Source organism: Streptomyces sp. NPDC107528 (assembly GCF_055639295.1).
In genome coordinates this window covers 353112-369842 of record NZ_JBVKAV010000007.1, presented here as the reverse complement: position 1 = coordinate 369842, position 16731 = coordinate 353112, and the positions used below count along the sequence as shown (strand labels likewise).

The window sequence follows — 16731 nt, the reverse complement described above, 5'->3', positions numbered from 1 at the left end:
GCTGGCCGGTGCCTTCGTGCTGGGCGATGTCACTGATCTGCGGCTGGCTGGCACGTCCGTGCCGGGCGATGAGACCGATCCGCTGCCAGTCGGCACCTTCGCGCCGGGCGATGTCAATGGTCCGCCGCCGGCTGGCACGTCCGTGCCGGGCGAGTCACTGGTCCGCCGAGGTCTGGCACCGTCGCGTCGGGCGATGAGACCGATCTGCCGCTGGCTGGCACGTCCGTGCCGGGCGATGTCGCTGGTCCGCGGCTGGCCGGTGCCTTCGTGCTGGGCGATGTCACTGATCTGCGGCTGGCTGGCACGTCCGTGCCGGGCGATGAGACCGATCCGCTGCCAGTCGGCACTTCCGCGCCGGGCATGTGACTGGTCCGCCGCCAGCTGGCACTTCCGCGCCGAGCGATGACATTGGTCCGCCGCTGGCCGGTGCCTTCGTGCTGGGCGATGTCACTGATCTGCGGCTGGCTGGCACGTCCGTGCCGGGCGATGAGACCGATCCGCTGCCAGTCGCCACCTTCGCGCCGGGCGACGTCACTGGTCCGCCGCCGGCTGGCACGTCCGCGCCAGGCGATGACAAAGATCCGCCGCCATCAGGCACCTCCGTACCGAGCGATGACAGCCATGCCCCGAGATCCGACACCGCCGCCCCGGCCGGCGGCCCCGGCTCATCGGTGGCCTCCGTGCCCGTGCCCGGCTCCTCGACCGTGTCCGGGCCCGTGACCGTGAAGGCCGTGGGTAGTCGGACCTCGGTGTCCGCGTGCCGGACGGCGACCTCGGCCGGGCCCGGCTCCAGGGGCGGTACAGGAACGGACAGCACCAGCCTGTCACCCGACTCGGACTTCAGGACGGGCACACCCGGCACCGCCAGCCCGCCGATGCTCACGCTCGCGTTCTGCAGCAGCTCGGCATGGTCGAAGTAGGTGCCGGTCAGCTCGATGCCGATCGTGTCGCCGGGCCGTGCCTCGCCGTCGCCGCCCGTGTCGACGCCCGCGATCCGGTAGCCGCACGCCGGTGTGCCGCCCGGTGTGGCCGCGAGCCGCACGGTGCCGCCCGGGTGCCGCCGGTGGAAGTCCAGCAGCCCACCGAGAACGGCGTACGCGGCACGCCCCTTGCAGGTGTCCACCCGCCCGGCGAGTTCCGCATGGGCCCCGGCTGCCGTGTCCCAGTCGCCGCCCCTGCCCTGCACGGCCAGACAGGCCGCGGACAGTCCGCGCAGCAGTTGCCACTCCGCCTCCGCCGAGTCCTGCGGGATCTTCCCGAGGGCGGAGTCGCAGTGCTCCGGCGCTCGGAGCAGGTCGTAGACGCTCGCCGGATCCGGCGTGTTGTCCGAGTCGGGCGAACTCGGGCCGGGTGGGAGCCATGGCGGGGCCTGGAGGACCACGGTGCCCCTGCCGCTCGGGGACGGGGTCGGCGAAGGGCTGGGACTCACACTCACCACCCCGCCCGGCAACCCGCTCGGGACAGCGGCCGGCCCGGAGGCGTTCTCGCCCGCCCGGCCGTTGGGCGACTGCTGGGCCACCGGGGCGGAGCGATCCGCCGGTGCCGTCGGCCCACTGTCGCCCTCGGACGGCCCGGCGGTCACGACCGAACCGTCGCCGCCCCTGCCGTCCGCACTGCCACGCCCGTCACTCGTGAAGGCGGCGGCGGCCACCGCCACCGCCCCCACCACGAGCAGCCCCGAGATACGCATCCCGAGGGAAACCGCCATGACGCCCCCCGATGTTCACGCCCCCGACGGCTGCGGCAGCCTCCGGAGGTCACCTCATCATCGGGCCGAAAACGCTCTTGGGGAAGCCGCTTCATGTGATCGTCAGGGCGAGTTCAGGTACCGGCGCCCCGTAATCCGGGGAAGCGGAAGCCCGGCGGGACCGCCCGCCGCTCAGGCAGCTCAGTCCGCGAAGTCCAACAACACCTTGCACGAGCCGCTCCGGTCCGCCGCGAGCGCGAACGCCGCCTCGGCCTCCCGCACCGGCACCACCGCGCTGACCAGCCCGTCGAACGACGCCTCGGCCGCGAGCAGTTCCAGCGCCCCGTCGAACTCCACATCGAAGCGGAACGCGCCCCGCAGCTCGATCTCCCGGCTCACGACGAGGTTCCCCGCGAACGGACTGTGCCCCGCCGGCAGCATCCCCAGCTGCACCACGACGCCACCGCGCCGCACGAGCCGCAGACAGCTGTCCAGTCCCGCGGCAACCCCCGACGCCTCGATCGCCACGTCCACCTCGGAGGGCCACCCGGCATCGTCCGGATCGTCCGCCCGTACGAGGATGTCGGCGCCGGCGATCCGCCCGTACTCAAGCGCCGTCGGCAGCAGGTCAGTCACCGTGACCAGCCCCGCCCCGGCCGCCTTCGCCGCAGCGATTACCAGACAGCCGATGGGGCCGGCGCCGGTCACGAGGACATGCCTCCCGGTCACGTCACCGGCCCGCCGCACCGCGTGCAGTGCGACGGACAGCGGCTCGGCGAGCGCCGCCCGCCGCAGGCCGAGGCCGGCCGGGAGCGGCCTCAACTGGCCGGCCGGTACGGCAACCTGTGCGGCGAACCCGCCCTGGACGTGCGGAAAGCGCGCCGCGCTGCCCAGGTAGCGGGTGTCCCGGCAGACGTTGCGCCGCCCGTCCGCGCACTCGGGGCAGACCTCGCAGGGCGTGGCCGGGTGCACCGCGACGGCCGTACCGACAGCGGGACCCGAGGCGTCCGGGGAGCCGTACGACACGACCGTCCCGACCACTTCGTGCCCGAGCACCATCGGCTCCCTGAGCCGGAAGTCCCCGACCCCGCCGTGACGCCAGTAGTGCAGATCGGAGCCGCAGACCCCGCCGTAGCGCACGGCCACCAGAGCCTGCCCGGGCCCGGGGACCGGCACCGGCAGCTCCTCGACCCGCAGATCACCCTGACCGTGGATCACACAACCGAGCATCCCCGAGGCCTCCTTCACAGCACGCTCGTCATGCCGCCGTCGACATACAGCACCTGTCCGCCGACGAAGTCCGCGGCCGGTGAGGCGAGGAACAGCACCCCGCCCACCAGGTCCTCGGTACGGCCCCAGCGTCCCGCCGGGGTCCGGCGCCGTACCCACGCGCTGAACTCCTCGTCCGCGACGAGGGGCTGGGTCAGCTCGGTCTCGATGTAGCCGGGGCCGAGGCCGTTGACCTGCACGCCGTAAGGACCCCAGTCGGCGCACATGCCCTTGGTGAGCATCTTCAGGGCGCCCTTGGTGGCGGCGTAGGGCGCGATGCCGGGGCGGACCACCTCGCTCTGCAGCGAGCAGATGTTGATGATCTTCCCGTGGCCCCGTTCCGTCATCCGCCGGGCGGCCTCCCGGCCCACCAGGAACGCGCTGGTGAGATTGGTGTCCAGGATGCGGTGCCAGTCCGCGTCCGTGAACTCCAGCAGGGGTGCGCGCAGTTGCATGCCCGCGTTGTTGACCAGGATGTCGAGCGGGCCCACCCGCTCCTCGACGTCCGCGATACCGGCGGCCACCGACGCACCGTCGGTCACGTCGAACGCGGCCGTGCGGATCCGGTCGCCGGACGGTTCGGCGGCAAGTTCGGCGGCCAGTTCGTCGGCGGCCTCGGTGAGGCGCTCGCCGTCGCGTCCGTTGAGGACCACCGTGCAGCCGGCCTCCGCGAGGCCGCGGGCGAGCGCGAGCCCGATGCCCCGGCTGGATCCGGTGATCAGGGCGGTGCGGCCGGTGATGTCGAAGAGCGGGTGGCTCATGTCCGTACCCCTAGATGATCAGCGAGAGCAGCAGGACCAGACCACCGGCGACCACCGAGATGATCGTCTCCATCACGGACCAGGTCTTGACGGTCTGGCCGACGCTCAGCCCGAAGTACTCCTTCACCAGCCAGAACCCGGCGTCGTTGACATGGCTGAAGAACAGCGATCCGGCGCCGATGGCGAGGACCAGCAGGGCCGCGTGGGTCGTCGACATGTCGGCCGCGAGTGGGGCGACCAGGCCGGCCGCCGAGATCGTGGCCACCGTCGCCGAACCCGTGGCGAGACGGATCGCCACCGCGATCAGCCAGGCCAGCAGGAGCGCCGGAATCGACCAGTCCTCGGAGACCTCCAGGATCATCTGGCCCACACCGGTGTCGATCAGAGTCTGCTTGAAGCCGCCGCCCGCGCCCACGATCAGCAGGATGCCCGCGATGGGGGCGAGGCTCTTCTCGACGAGCGGGGAGACACGCTCCTTGCTGAACCCGGCAGGCCTCAGCAGCGTGAAGATGCCGACGAGCACGGAGGCGAGCAGCGCGATCAGCGGCGAGCCGATGACGTCGAACACGCGCTGCACGGTGTTCTCGGGGTCGTCGATCACGATGTCGACCAGCGCCTTGGAGAGCATCAGAACGACCGGCAGCAGGATGGTCGTCAGCGTGGCGCCGAAGCTGGGACGCTTCTGGAGATCCTCCGAGACGCGCTGGGGGATCATCCGGTCCGGGGCCGGGACGTCCACCCAGCGGGCGGCGTAGCGCGAGAACACCGGACCGGCGATGATCACCGTCGGGATGGCGATGAGCACGCCGAGCGCCAGCGTGACACCGAGGTTGGCGCCGATCGCGTCGATGGCGACCAGCGGGCCGGGGTGCGGCGGGACCAGACCGTGCATCACGGAGAGACCGGCGAGGGCCGGGATGCCGATGCGCATCAGCGAGTAGTTGCCGCGCTTGGCGACCATCAGCACGACCGGGATCAGCAGGACGACGCCGACCTCGAAGAACAGCGGCAGACCGATCACCGAGGCGATCAGCACCATCGCCCACGGCATCGAACGGCCCTTGGCCCTGGCGAGGATCGTGTCGACGATCTGGTCGGCGCCGCCGGAGTCGGCGAGCATCTTGCCGAGGATCGCGCCCAGGGCGATCAGTACGCCCACGCCGGCGACCGTGGTCCCCAGACCGGCGGTGAAGCTGAGGATGGTCTTGTCCAGCGGTGCCCCGGCGAACGCGCCGAGCGCCAGCGACCCGATGGTCAGCGACAGGAAGGCGTGCAGCTTGAACTTGGTGATGAGCAGCACGATGACGGCGATGCCCGCCAGGACGGCGATGCCCAGCTGAGCGTGGCCGGCCGAGGTGATGGGCTCGACGGTGTCCGCTGCCAGCAGCTCGACGTTGAGTCTGGTCACGGGGATGGATTCCCTTGCAGGTACGGGGACGGGGGAGGGGTGCGGGGGGTTACTGGGTCGGCTCGGGAAGCGCCGTCAGGGCCGACGCGGCCCGTCCGGTGATCTCCTCGGGGCTGCCCGACACATCCACGACGACTCCCGCCTCGTCCTCCTGGAGCGGCTGGAGCGTGGCGAACTGGGAGTCGAGCAGTGCCGTGGGCATGAAATGCCCCTGCCGGTGCGACATCCGGTCTTCGATGAGGGCGCGGTCGCCCGCCAGGTGCACGAACACCAGGTCCGGTGCGGCGGCCCGCAGCCGGTCCCGGTACGACCGCTTCAGCGCCGAGCAGCTGACCACCCCGCCGAGCCCCGCCCGTTCGTGCGCCCAGGTGCCGATGGCGTCGAGCCACGGCCACCTGTCGTCGTCGTCCAGCGGGGTGCCGGCCGACATCTTGGCGATGTTGACCGGCGGGTGGAAGTCGTCGCCCTCGGCATAGGGGACGCCGAGCCGGGCCGCGAGCAGGGGACCGATGGTGGTCTTCCCGGTGCCCGCAACGCCCATGACCACGACGACATGGGGGGTACTCATCGCTGCCTCACTGTCTGCTGTCCTCGTCGACACGTGATGTCGACGCAACTGAAACTCATTAGGTACGACGAATTCAAGAGTGTGTGACATATAAGTCTGACTTTTTGATCGCGTGACTTGGCCCGTACGCTGAGTGCATGAGCACAACGGGCCGGGGGCTGCACGGCCGAGTACTGGAAACCCTCGGCCCCGCGATCACCGCGGGCGAGTACCCGCCGGGCAGTGTCCTGCGCACGGACGAACTCGCGCAGCGCTTCGAGGTGTCCCGCTCGGTGATGCGCGAGGCGGTGCGCGTCCTGGAGTCCATGTACCTGGTGGAGTCCCGCCGCCGCGTGGGCGTGACGGTCCGTCCGAAGTCCGAGTGGAACGTCTACGACCCCCAGGTCATCCGCTGGCGCCTGGCCGGCGCCGACCGCCCCCAGCAACTGCGCTCCCTCACGGTCCTGCGCTCGGCCATCGAGCCGGTGGCGGCGGGACTGGCCGCCAAGTACGCCACGGCCGATCAGTGCGCCGAACTCACCGAGTGCGCCCTCGGCATGGTCGCCCACTCACGCGGCCACCAGCTGGAGGGCTACCTCGTCCACGACGTCGCCTTCCACCGCGTCATCCTCAACGCCTCCGGCAACGAGATGTTCGCCCGCCTCGGCGACGTCGTCGCGGAGGTCCTCGCCGGCCGCACCCACCACGAGATCATGTTCGAGGACCCCGACCCCTCCGCGGTCACGCTGCACGTCCAGGTCGCCGAGGCGGTCCGCGCCGGCGACGCGGTCCGGGCAGAACACCTGACCCGCGAGATCACGGTGGGCGCCCTCCAGGAACTGGACATCCTGGCACCGTAGGTGCCCTAGCTCAGGAACTCCCCGTCCACATACACCCACGCCCCGTCGACCCGTTCGAACCGGCTCCGCTCATGCAGCGACCCACCCCGGTACGAGGCCCGGAAGGTCACCGTCCCCGTGGGGTGGAACGCCGAACCGTCAGCCGTCTCAAGGATCTCCAGCCCGGTCCACCGCATCCCCGGATCGAGGTCCAGCCGCGCGGGCCGCGTCCGCGGATGCCAGGTCCGCAGCAGATACGACGCGTCCCCCTTGACGAACGCGCTGTACCGCGACCGCATGAGCGCCTCGGCGGTCGGCGCGGCGGCGGCACCGGACAGGTAGCGGCCGCAGCACCTGTCGTAGGCCTCGGGCAGCCCGCACGGGCAGGAACGCGTCGTCATGGCCGCCATTGTTCTACCCCGCCGCCCGCGTCGCGGACCCGGGCAACGGCGGCAGCGCGGCCCTGTACACCCACGCCTCGAACAACTCCTCCACCGGCTCGTTCGCGAAGCGGGCCACGTACGAGGTGAAGGCCTGGGTCGTCACCGTGCCGTTGCGGTGCAGCCCGCCCCAGCCGCGCAGCATGCGGAAGAAGGCGATGTCCCCGAGCGCGCAACGCACGGCGTGCAGGGTCAGCCCGCCGCGCTCGTACAGCCGGTCGTCGAACATCGACTTGCGCCCCGGATCCGCCAGCCGCAGATCCTGCGGCATCGACGACAGCAAGCGGTGTGCGGCGGCGGCGAGTTGCTGTGCCGTGCGCCCGCCCGACCGCTCCGACCAGAGCCACTCCGCGTACTTCGCGAACCCCTCGTTCAGCCAGATGTGCCGCCAGTCCGCGATGGACACGCTGTTGCCGAACCACTGGTGCGCCAGCTCGTGCGCCACCAGCCGCTCCGAACCCCGCGCCCCGTCCACGTGGTTGGCGCCGAACAGCGACAACCCCTGGGCCTCGACGGGCACATCGAGTTCCTCCTCGGTCACCACGACCGCGTACTCGTCGAAGGGGTACGGCCCGAACAGCTTCTGGAACAGCTCCATCATCTGCGGCTGGCGCGCGAAGTCCCGTGAGAACTCCGGCAGCAGATGCGCCGGAATGTGCCCGTGCTGCGGTACCCCGCCCAGGCCCGGGTCGCCCAGCAGCACCGTCTGGTACTTGCCGATCGACAGCCCGACCAGATAGCTGGACGTCGGCGCCGACTGCTCGTATACCCAGGTGGTCGTGGACGCCTTCGTCGTACGGGTCAGCAGCCGCCCGCCCGCGACCACCGCGTACGCCGACGGCGTGGTGATCGAGATCTGGTACGACGCCTTGTCGGCGGGCCGGTCGTTGCACGGGTACCAGGACGGCGCCCCGATCGGCTGGCTCGCCACCAGCGCCCCGTCCTCCAGCTCCTCCCAACCGAGCCCGCCCCAGGGACTGTTCACCGGCTTGGGGTTGCCCGACCAGTGCACCTCGACCGTGAAGGCCGCCCCGGCGCGGATCGGCTTGGCAGGGCGGATACGGAGCCGCCCGCCGCGGTGGGTGTAGTGCGGCTGCCGTCCGTCCACCCGGACGCGGCCGATCTTGAAGTCGGCAAGGTTCAGCACGAACTCGGTCAGCGGCGCCCGTCCCGCTATGGCGTTGATCCGGGCCGCCCCGGAGAGCCGGTTCGGGCCCGGGCGGTAGTCCAGCGCGAACTCGTACCGGTGCACCCGGTACCGGGGATCGCCGTGCTCCGGGAAGTACGGGTCCGCGCCTGCCGTCTGCTGAACTGCCACTGCTGTCTGTGCTCCCTGCGCCGTACTGCTGCCACTCCGTGCCGGCCCACTGGCTGCGACATTCTTCGCCTCAGGGACGCCATGCCTCGATCGGATTACCGAGCCAACGGGTGTCGTCGGGGACGGACTCCGCCGCCATGACGAGCGACGCGGGACCCAGTGTCGTACGGGCCCCGATCGCGCTGCCCGGAAGGACGATCCCGCCAGGACCCAGCGTCGCGCCCTCACGGAGGACCACAGTATCCGTCCGCAAGATCCGGTCGTGGAAGAGGTGTGTCTGGAGCACACAGCCCCGATTCACGGTGGCGGCGTCCTCAAGGGTCACCAGATCGGTCTCCGGCAGCCAGTAGCTGTCCACCCACACGCCCTTGCCGATGCGCGCGCCGAGCCCGCGCAGCCAGGCCGTCATCACGGGCGTACCCGGCACCGAACCCGCCAGCCATGGCACCGCGAGGACCTCGACGAACGTGTCCGCCAGCTCGTTGCGCCACACGAACCCGGACCACAGCGGATGCTCCGCACTGTGATGCCGGCCCACCAGCAGCCACTTCGCGACGATGGACACGAGCCCCGCCAGGGCACCGGCCCCGAGCAGTACCAGCCCCGACAGCAGCGGCGCCCAGGCCCCCAGCGCGCACAGCGCCGCGATGGTCAGCACCGCCAGCCCCGCCGAGCAGAACACCGGCACGATCCGGCACAGCTCCACCAGGGCGCGCGCCCACAACAGCCGGGCCGGGGGATCGTACGTCCGGCTCTGGTCGCCGTCGGCCGCGCTGCGCGGCAGCTTCACCGGCGGCAGCCCCAGATACGACGTGCCCTTCTTCGCCTTCTTCGGCGTCGCCGACAGCACGCCGACCAGGCCGCCCTCCGGCACGGTCCGCCCGGGCGCCGTCATCCCCGAGTTCCCGAGGAAGGCCCGCCGCCCGATCTCCGCCCGCCCGATCCGCATCCAGCCGCCACCGAGCTCGTACGGTGCGGTCAGCGTGTCGTCGGCCAGGAACGCGCCCTCACCGACCGTGGTCAGGCTGGGCAGCGCGAGCACCGTGGAGACCTCCGCGCCCCGCCCGATCCGCATCCCGAGCAGCCGCAGCCACACCGGCGTGACCAGCCCGGCGTACAGCGGGAACAGGGTCTCGCGCGAGCGGTCCATCAGCTGCGTCACGGTCCAGGCCTGCCAGCCGATCCGGCTGTGCGTGGGATGCGTTCCCTCACGCAGGCCGAGGCTCAGCAGGCGTACGCCGATCAGGATCAGCACGGCGTACGCCACCCCGAAGGCGAGCGTCGCCGGTACGAGGGCCAGCGCGGCGCCCGTCAGGGGCGCGTCCGGCGTGAAGAACACCCGGCCCACCAGGAACGCCGCCACTCCCGCCAGCACGGGCAGCGCGCTGAGCGCGAAGCCGGTGATGCCGTACATGACACGCCAGTACGTCCCGCGCCGCGGCCGTTCCTTCGGCCAGTTGCGCTTGGCCTTGCCCAGCTTGACCGCCGGGGCGCCCGCCCACCGCTGACCGGTGGGAATCTGCCCGGTGACCGCGGAACCCGGAGCCACCTCGGCCCGCTTGCCGACCCGGGCGCCGGGGAAGAGCATGCTGCGCGTGCCGACGACGGCATGTGCGCCCACCTTGACCGTGCCGATCTCCAGCCGGTCCCCGTCCAGCCAGTAGCCGGACAGATCCACCTCGGACTCGACGGCCGCGCCGCGTCCCAGCTTGAGCAGCCCGGTGACCGGCGGCAGCGAGTGCAGGTCGACGTCCGGCCCGACCTTGGCGCCCAGCGCCCGGGCGTACCGCTCCAGCCAGGTCCCGGTCAGCGAGGTCGCCCCGCTGAACTCGGCCAGCCGCTCGGCCGCCCACAACCGCAGATGCAGGCTGCCACCGCGCGCGTACCGTCCGGGCTTCACGCCCCTGAGCAGCAGCCGCGCGCCCCCGGCGGCCAGCGCGAGCCGCCCCGGCGGGCTGTACAGCACGGCCGCGCCGGCGGCGACGAGCCACCAGGGGGCCGTCGGCAGCCACCCGTAGGCGGGCAGCAGGTTCCCGAGCGCGGCCAGCGCGACCGTCCAGCGCAGGCCGAGCAGCGTGAACAGCGGAACGAGAAGGAGGAGCTGGATCACCTGCGCGCGCCGGGGCACCGGGGCAATCGTGCGGCGGGCCCCGTCGTCCTGCGCGGACTTCTCCAGGTGCCGGGCCAGCTTCCGCAGCACCGGCTGCTGGTAGATGTCCAGAACGGCCGCGCTCGGATAGCGGGTCCGCAGCCGCGTCGTCAGCTGCGCGGCGGCCAGACTGCTGCCGCCGATCGCGAAGAAGTCGTCGCAGGCGCGGGACACGGGGATGCCGAGCACCTCGGCCCACTGCTCGGCGAGCCAGGCCTCGGTGCCGTAGAGCTGTTCCGCCGGACCACCGGTCTCCAGGCCTTCCAGCGGCCAGGGCAGCGCGTTCCGGTCGACCTTGCCCGACGTACGGGTCGGCAGCTCCGCGACCGGTGCCAGCAGCGGCACGAGCGCGGCGGGCAGCTCGGCGCGCAGCTTCTCGACGGCGACGGCGTGATCCCAGCCGTCCTGCGTGACGACGTACCCGACGAGCAGCTGATTGCCACCGCGAGCGGACCGCACGGCGGCGGCCGCACCGGCCACACCCGGCAGCGCCTGCAACGCGGCGTCCACCTCACCGAGCTCGATCCGCCGTCCGCCGAGCTTGATCTGCTCGTCGGCCCGCCCGAGGAAGACCAGCCCCTCCGGCTCCGCCCTGACCAGGTCACCGCTGCGATACGCCCGCTCCCAGCCCAGCGACTGCAGCGGCGCGTACTTCTCCGCGTCCTTCTCGGCGTCGAGATAGCGGGCCAGACCGACCCCGCCGATCACCAGCTGGCCGCTGGCGCCCATCGGCACGGGCTCCCCGGCCTCGTCGACGACGGCCAGTTCCCAGCCGTCCAGCGGCAGCCCGATCCGGATCGGCTCCGCACCGCTCATCAGCGACGCACAGGCGACGACGGTCGCCTCGGTCGGGCCGTACGTGTTCCAGACCTCGCGCCCCTCGGTCACCAGCCGCTGGGTCAGCTCGGGCGGGCAGGCCTCGCCGCCGAAGATCAGCAGGCGTACGTCGTTCAGGGTCTCGGGCTCCCAGAGCGCGGCGAGCGTGGGCACGGTCGACACGACCGTGATCTCCTGCTCGACCAGCCAGGGACCGAGGTCGGCACCGCTCCTGACCTGCGCACGAGGCACCGGCACCAGACACGCGCCGTACCGCCACGCCAGCCACATCTCCTCGCAGGACGCGTCGAACGCGACCGACAGCCCCGCCATGACCCGGTCGCCGGGCCCGATCGGCTCCTCGGTGAGGAACAGCGCGGCCTCGGCGTCCACGAACGCGGCGGCACTGCGGTGCGAGACGGCGACGCCCTTGGGCTTCCCGGTCGAACCGGAGGTGAAGATGATCCACGCGTCGTGCTCGACACCGGGACGGGCAGCGGGGGACTCGGACGTGCCGTGCATGGTGATCTCGTGCCCGGCACCGACGACGGCCCGCACATCCGCCTCCCCGAACACCAGCTCGGCCCGCTCGTCCGGGTCCTCGGCGTCGACGGGGACGTATGCGGCACCGGCCGCGAGCACGGCGAGGATCGCCACGTAGAGGTCATTGGTGCCGGACGGCACCCGCACGCCCACCCGGTCGCCCAGCCCGACGCCGGCCGCGGCGAGCCCGCGCCGCAGCCGGTCCACCTCGACGGCCAGCGCACGGTAGGACAGGCTGGTCGTGCCGTCGTCCAGCGCCGGCTCGTCGGGGTACGACCGCACGGACGCCTCGAAGATGTCGACGAGCGTCCGCGGGGAGGCCGCCGGGCCTCCGGAGAAACGTGCCGTGTCGCCGAACCGCTGGTGGATCTCTGCGCCGAGCTTTTCGTCGAGCAGGCCGAGAGCATTGCTCTCCTGTATGGCTGCCATCCGGTCCTCGCGTCTCGATCCCGGAAGCATCCGGGGCGCTGGCGGGCCCGCAGGTCTGCCTGGGGTTGTCCGGCGCCAGCTCCGTAACAAGCCGGAAATTTTAGTACGAAGCTAGGTTCGCGACCTTCGATACGCCACTCGGAGCAGCCTTTCGGGGCGGCACGGGCGCGGGGAAGCGGGCGCTGACCTGGTGATCTTCGTCGGAACGAGACTTCCCCCACACACAACGAACGCGGGCCGTGACCTCGTGGTCACGGCCCGCGTTCTTTCGCGTGTCCGAGGGGGGACTTGAACCCCCACGCCCGATAAAGGGCACTAGCACCTCAAGCTAGCGCGTCTGCCATTCCGCCACCCGGACAAGGTGTCCGTCGCGCGGGGTTTCCCTCGCGGCGACAGAGAAAACATTACCAGGCTTCGCGGGGTGCCCGATCACCCCCCGTCGCGGCGTGAACGGTGTGTGACGGGCCGCGGCCGGTCTTGGGCGGGGACGGTGGGAGAGAGAGGATGAGGGGGACCACCAGCAGCGACAGCGCGGGAGGAAGCAGCGTGAGCGAGACGGACACGGCCAGGGGCGTCACCGGCGAGGACGAGGTCGTGGACCTCTGCCGCGAGCTGATCCAGATCGACACCAGCAACTACGGCGACCACTCGGGTCCCGGTGAGCGCAGGGCGGCCGAGTACGTCGCCGAGAAGCTCGCCGAGGTGGGCCTGGAGCCGAAGATCTTCGAGTCGCACCCGGGACGCGCCTCCACCGTGGCGCGGATCGCGGGGGAGGACCCCTCCCGGCCCGCGCTGCTCATCCACGGGCACACCGACGTCGTACCGGCCAACGCGGACGACTGGACGCACCACCCCTTCTCCGGCGAGGTCGCGGACGGGTGCGTGTGGGGGCGCGGGGCCGTCGACATGAAGGACATGGACGCGATGACGCTGGCGGTCGTACGCGACCGGCTGCGCAGTGGCCGCAGGCCGCCGCGGGACATCGTGCTCGCGTTCCTCGCCGACGAGGAGGCCGGCGGCAAGTTCGGCGCGCGGTTCCTCGTCGACAAGCACCCGGACCTCTTCGAGGGCGTCACCGAGGCGATCAGTGAGGTGGGCGGGTTCTCGTTCACAGTGAGCGAGGAGCGGCGGCTCTATCTGATCCAGACGGCCGAGAAGGGCATGCACTGGATGAAGCTGACCGTGGCCGGCACGGCGGGGCACGGGTCGATGATCCACCGGGACAACGCGATCACCGAGCTGTCGGAGGCGGTCGCCCGGCTGGGCCGGCACAAGTTCCCGGTGCGGGTCACCAAGACCACCCGGGCCTTCCTCGACGAACTCGGCGACGCCCTCGGCACCGAGCTCGACCCGGAGAACATGGAGGGCACCCTCGCCAAGCTCGGCGGCATCGCCAAGCTCATCGGCGCGACCCTCAGCAACACGGCCAACCCGACGCAGCTGACCGCCGGCTACAAGGTCAACGTCATCCCGGGCGAGGCCACCGCGCACGTGGACGGCCGCTTCCTGCCCGGGTTCGAGGAGGAGTTCCTCGCCGACCTCGACAAGATCCTCGGGCCGAACGTGCGGCGCGAGGACGTGCACGCGGACAAGGCCGTCGAGACCGGCTTCGACGGGGCGCTCGTGGCGGCGATGCAGTCCGCGCTGGTGGCCGAGGACCCGGCCGCGAAGGCGATCCCCTACATGCTCTCCGGCGGAACGGACGCCAAGTCCTTCGACGACCTGGGCATCCGCGGCTTCGGCTTCGCACCGCTGAAGCTGCCGCCGGAGCTGGACTTCGCGGGCATGTTCCACGGCGTCGACGAGCGGGTGCCGGTGGACGGCCTGCAATTCGGGGTCCGGGTTCTCGACAGGTTCATCGATGCGTCCTGAATTGGCCCGCTGAAAGCACACTTCAGAATTCGACCAGACGTACTGGCTGTGACCGGGGAGGGTGAACGCGCTCATCAGGTCGTAGCCCTATTAGTTCCTCCTCGTTACAGGTGATGCGATCAGCTACTTGTGATCGCATTGCCAACAAGGAGGAATAATGATCAAGAAGGTCGTCGCCGCTGCGGCTGCCACTGGTGGGCTGGTTCTCGCGGGCGCGGGCCTCGCCGTCGCCGATTCCGGTGCCCAGGGTGCTGCCGTGCACTCCCCGGGTGTCCTGTCGGGCAACGTCGTTCAGGCTCCGATTCACGTCCCCGTGAACGTCTGCGGCAACACGATCTCGGTGATCGGGCTGCTGAACCCCGCCTTCGGCAACACCTGCATCAACAAGTGACGTTGTGCCTCGCCCCGTGAATGGGGCTGAGCCCGTCGGCCCCGGAGCGCGTGCCATGCGCTCCGGGGCCGACCGGCCTTTTCTACAGCGTCGGTCGATTTCCGGCGTCGTATTTTCGGAACAAGGTCGAAGGCAGGTAACAAGCGAATGCGACAGGTCACCCGCAAGGGCCTGATGACCGTGGCGGCCGCGACCGGCATCGTCGCCGCCGCGGGCGGCGCCGCCCACGCGACCGGCTCGGGTGCGCACGGCTCCAGCGCGAACTCGCCCGGCGTGCTGTCGGGCAACACGGTGCAGGCGCCGGTGCACGTGCCGGTCAACGTCTGCGGCAACACGGTCGACGTCGTCGGGGTGCTCAACCCGGCGAGCGGCAACAGCTGTGGCAACCAGGGCGGCGGTTCGTCCGGCGGCCACGGCGGTTCAGGGGCGTCGGCCGGCGGGCACGCCACCGACTCGCCCGGCGTCGGCTCCGGCAACCACGTCCAGGCGCCGATCCATGTGCCGGTCAACGTCTGCGGCAACACCGTCGACATCATCGGCATCGGCAACTCCGCCGAGGACAACGACTGCTCCAACAACGGCGGCGGGAGTCACACCCCGCCGGGCGGCGGCCACGAGAACCCGCCCGGGTCGCCGGAACAGCCGGGCAACCCTGGAAACCCCGGCAACCCCGAGCAGCCGGGTAATCCTGGGAACCCCGGAAACCCGGGGAATCCCGGTACCCCCGGGCAGCCGGGCAATCCGGGCAACCCCGGAAACCCCGTCGAGCCGGGCAACCCCGGTTCCCCGAGCACGCCCCCTGGCACGGGCGGCCTGACTCCGGGCGGCTCCTCGCAGGGCAACCACCCGGGCGCCCACTTCGTCACCCAGCCCCGGGGCGACGCCGAGCTCGCCCAGACCGGCGTCGACCTGCCGATGGGCCTCGCCCTGCCGGTCGGCGCGGCGGCGCTGCTCGCGGGCGCGGTGCTGTACCGCAAGGCACGGCCCTCGGAGTAGAGCAGAGGCATCCGGCACGCAACGGAGCGGGCCCCGCCTCGGCGGGGCCCGCTCCGTGTGTTTCCTGTTCTGCTGTCTCGTCCGTCCTGCGGTCCCCGTCTCGCTGTGTGGCCTCTCAGCTCACCATGTGGCCCGCACCTGGCGAATGATCCGGCGCCGCAGCCGCACCCTGCGACTGCCGTCGCGCAGCAGGCTCAGGCGGTCCAACTCCCAGTGTCCGTACTCGGCATGGTCCGTCAGCAGGCGTGTGGCGTCCTTGCGGGAGACCTCGCGCGGTACGTACACGTCGACAAATTCGTATTCCGGCATCGCATCTATTGTGCGGGCTGGGGCCCGGTACGGATAGCGTCTGCACTATGTCTGATGCTGTGCAGCCCACCGCTGCCGAGGTACGCGCCGCCGCCGAGGCGGTCAAGACCGCGCTCGACCGTCACCTGGCCGCGGTCGAACGCCGGTCGGGTGAGGACGACCCGGCCGTCTACGAGGCGTTCAACCAGCTGGCCGCAGCCGCCGAGGTCTACGACGAGCTGCTCTACGACCGCTACGACGAGGTCACGCCCTTCGAGATCCCCGGTACGGACGACGCACTGCCGCCGTACACGGGACCCGAGGAACCGAACGCTGTGAGTGTGCTGATCCGCCGCGACTACGTCGTGGTGGAGCCGCAGCGACTGCTGGCGCATGCCGAGCGGATCGAGGCGGCGGACTACGACGACGGTTCGGACGCGGATGCCTCAGGCACGGTGCACGGGGCGCTCGGCATCCTGTTCGGCGAGTTCGAGCCGGACGAGATCGGGTCCCGGCACAAGGAGTTCGGCCTGGAGGAGGGCGACTCCACGCTCTGGGTGACCGCCTCGGACGAGCAACCCGAACCGGGGGAATGGCTGGAGGCGCCCTTCGAGGGGGTCGATCCGCAGCGGGTGGTCTGCCGCTTCGACGTCAGCACGGTGTTCGACGAGGACCTGGACGACGTCGACGAGGCGGATGACGGTGCCGAGGAGGCCGACGACAGCGACGACGGCGACGACGACCTCGAGGACGAACTCGACAGGGATCTGGACGAGGACGAGCTGGAGCCACTGGACGCCGATCGCTGACGCGGCTCGCTGAGGCGATTGCCGGCGCGGGCGCGGTTGTTTCGACGGCGGCGGGGGGGGCGGGAGGGCGAGGGGAACACCTCCAAAACCACTTGTGCGGGCCAGGCCCGACCACCCCCCGAACCCGCCTGCCTAACCGGGAAGAGAGAGAAGGCTTGTGCGGCTTTGC

The 16731-nt window shown here is 71.2% G+C and carries 14 protein-coding genes and 1 tRNA gene; 5 read left to right on the top strand and 10 right to left on the bottom strand.

Annotated features, from left to right (window positions below):
* Positions 1-280 precede the first annotated feature (280 nt).
* From ACZ7L5_RS24090 to ACZ7L5_RS24070, 5 genes are all read right to left on the bottom strand, one after another.
* Positions 281-1708 carry a hypothetical protein gene (locus ACZ7L5_RS24090; RefSeq protein ID WP_471518675.1) on the bottom strand — a complete coding sequence of 476 codons (1428 nt, stop codon included), beginning with the start codon at positions 1706-1708 and terminating at the stop codon, positions 281-283.
* Positions 1709-1888: 180 nt separating this feature from the next.
* Positions 1889-2917 (bottom strand): L-idonate 5-dehydrogenase, encoded by a 1029-nt coding sequence (locus tag ACZ7L5_RS24085; protein WP_471518674.1) that lies wholly within the window; start codon positions 2915-2917, stop codon positions 1889-1891.
* A 14-nt stretch (positions 2918-2931) separates the two neighbouring features.
* Complete coding sequence (locus ACZ7L5_RS24080) at positions 2932-3717, bottom strand: SDR family oxidoreductase (RefSeq protein WP_471518673.1); 786 nt, start codon at positions 3715-3717, stop codon at positions 2932-2934.
* 10 nt (positions 3718-3727) lie between these two features.
* A complete protein-coding gene (locus tag ACZ7L5_RS24075; protein WP_471518672.1) occupies positions 3728-5125 on the bottom strand; it encodes a GntP family permease in 1398 nt (465 codons plus the stop codon).
* A gap of 49 nt (positions 5126-5174) precedes the next feature.
* Positions 5175-5693 carry a gluconokinase gene (locus ACZ7L5_RS24070; RefSeq protein ID WP_471518671.1) on the bottom strand — a complete coding sequence of 173 codons (519 nt, stop codon included), beginning with the start codon at positions 5691-5693 and terminating at the stop codon, positions 5175-5177.
* A gap of 137 nt (positions 5694-5830) precedes the next feature.
* On the opposite strand from ACZ7L5_RS24070, the gene ACZ7L5_RS24065 reads away from it, so the two are divergent.
* On the top strand, positions 5831-6532 hold the full coding sequence (locus ACZ7L5_RS24065; RefSeq protein WP_471518670.1) for a FadR/GntR family transcriptional regulator: 702 nt from the start codon (positions 5831-5833) through the stop codon (positions 6530-6532).
* A gap of 5 nt (positions 6533-6537) precedes the next feature.
* On the opposite strand, the gene ACZ7L5_RS24060 is transcribed toward ACZ7L5_RS24065, so the two are convergent.
* The 4 genes from ACZ7L5_RS24060 to ACZ7L5_RS24045 form a co-directional block, all read right to left on the bottom strand.
* Entirely contained in the window at positions 6538-6912 is a 375-nt protein-coding gene (locus ACZ7L5_RS24060; protein ID WP_471518669.1) for a YchJ family protein, read from the bottom strand.
* A 13-nt stretch (positions 6913-6925) separates the two neighbouring features.
* Positions 6926-8269, bottom strand: coding sequence for a M1 family metallopeptidase (locus tag ACZ7L5_RS24055; protein WP_471518668.1), 1344 nt, complete (start codon positions 8267-8269; stop codon positions 6926-6928).
* Between the two features lie 70 nt (positions 8270-8339).
* Positions 8340-12206, bottom strand: coding sequence for a Pls/PosA family non-ribosomal peptide synthetase (locus ACZ7L5_RS24050; protein ID WP_471518667.1), 3867 nt, complete (start codon positions 12204-12206; stop codon positions 8340-8342).
* Positions 12207-12479: 273 nt separating this feature from the next.
* Positions 12480-12564: transfer RNA gene (locus ACZ7L5_RS24045), tRNA-Leu, on the bottom strand.
* A gap of 188 nt (positions 12565-12752) precedes the next feature.
* On the opposite strand from ACZ7L5_RS24045, the gene ACZ7L5_RS24040 reads away from it, so the two are divergent.
* The 3 genes from ACZ7L5_RS24040 to ACZ7L5_RS24030 all read left to right on the top strand — a co-directional run bounded on the left by ACZ7L5_RS24040 (position 12753) and on the right by ACZ7L5_RS24030 (position 15465).
* A complete protein-coding gene (locus ACZ7L5_RS24040) occupies positions 12753-14078 on the top strand; it encodes a M20/M25/M40 family metallo-hydrolase (RefSeq protein ID WP_471518666.1) in 1326 nt (441 codons plus the stop codon).
* A 157-nt stretch (positions 14079-14235) separates the two neighbouring features.
* Positions 14236-14469: a chaplin ChpH gene (chpH, locus tag ACZ7L5_RS24035; protein WP_048584573.1), complete on the top strand. Its 234-nt coding sequence runs from the start codon at positions 14236-14238 to the stop codon at positions 14467-14469.
* Between the two features lie 147 nt (positions 14470-14616).
* On the top strand, positions 14617-15465 hold the full coding sequence (locus tag ACZ7L5_RS24030) for a chaplin (RefSeq protein WP_471518665.1): 849 nt from the start codon (positions 14617-14619) through the stop codon (positions 15463-15465).
* A 120-nt stretch (positions 15466-15585) separates the two neighbouring features.
* Here ACZ7L5_RS24030 and ACZ7L5_RS24025 read toward each other — a convergent pair whose 3' ends face one another.
* Positions 15586-15774, bottom strand: coding sequence for a DUF5703 family protein (locus tag ACZ7L5_RS24025; protein WP_471518664.1), 189 nt, complete (start codon positions 15772-15774; stop codon positions 15586-15588).
* 47 nt (positions 15775-15821) lie between these two features.
* Between ACZ7L5_RS24025 and ACZ7L5_RS24020 the strand changes: the two genes are divergently transcribed.
* A complete protein-coding gene (locus tag ACZ7L5_RS24020) occupies positions 15822-16562 on the top strand; it encodes a hypothetical protein (RefSeq protein WP_471518663.1) in 741 nt (246 codons plus the stop codon).
* The last annotated feature ends 169 nt before the right edge of the window (positions 16563-16731 follow it).

What these genes read in the sequence shown, in the direction of transcription:
- ACZ7L5_RS24090 (WP_471518675.1), bottom strand. Translation starts at nt 1,708, where the DNA reads ATGGCGGTTTCCCTCGGGATGCGTATCTCGGGGCTGCTCGTGGTGGGG.
- ACZ7L5_RS24085 (WP_471518674.1), bottom strand. Translation starts at nt 2,917, where the DNA reads ATGCTCGGTTGTGTGATCCACGGTCAGGGTGATCTGCGGGTCGAGGAG.
- ACZ7L5_RS24080 (WP_471518673.1), bottom strand. Translation starts at nt 3,717, where the DNA reads ATGAGCCACCCGCTCTTCGACATCACCGGCCGCACCGCCCTGATCACC.
- ACZ7L5_RS24070 (WP_471518671.1), bottom strand. Translation starts at nt 5,693, where the DNA reads ATGAGTACCCCCCATGTCGTCGTGGTCATGGGCGTTGCGGGCACCGGG.
- ACZ7L5_RS24065 (WP_471518670.1), top strand. Translation starts at nt 5,831, where the DNA reads ATGAGCACAACGGGCCGGGGGCTGCACGGCCGAGTACTGGAAACCCTC.
- ACZ7L5_RS24060 (WP_471518669.1), bottom strand. Translation starts at nt 6,912, where the DNA reads ATGACGACGCGTTCCTGCCCGTGCGGGCTGCCCGAGGCCTACGACAGG.
- ACZ7L5_RS24050 (WP_471518667.1), bottom strand. Translation starts at nt 12,206, where the DNA reads ATGGCAGCCATACAGGAGAGCAATGCTCTCGGCCTGCTCGACGAAAAG.
- chpH (WP_048584573.1), top strand. Translation starts at nt 14,236, where the DNA reads ATGATCAAGAAGGTCGTCGCCGCTGCGGCTGCCACTGGTGGGCTGGTT.
- ACZ7L5_RS24030 (WP_471518665.1), top strand. Translation starts at nt 14,617, where the DNA reads ATGCGACAGGTCACCCGCAAGGGCCTGATGACCGTGGCGGCCGCGACC.
- ACZ7L5_RS24025 (WP_471518664.1), bottom strand. Translation starts at nt 15,774, where the DNA reads ATGCCGGAATACGAATTTGTCGACGTGTACGTACCGCGCGAGGTCTCC.
- ACZ7L5_RS24020 (WP_471518663.1), top strand. Translation starts at nt 15,822, where the DNA reads ATGTCTGATGCTGTGCAGCCCACCGCTGCCGAGGTACGCGCCGCCGCC.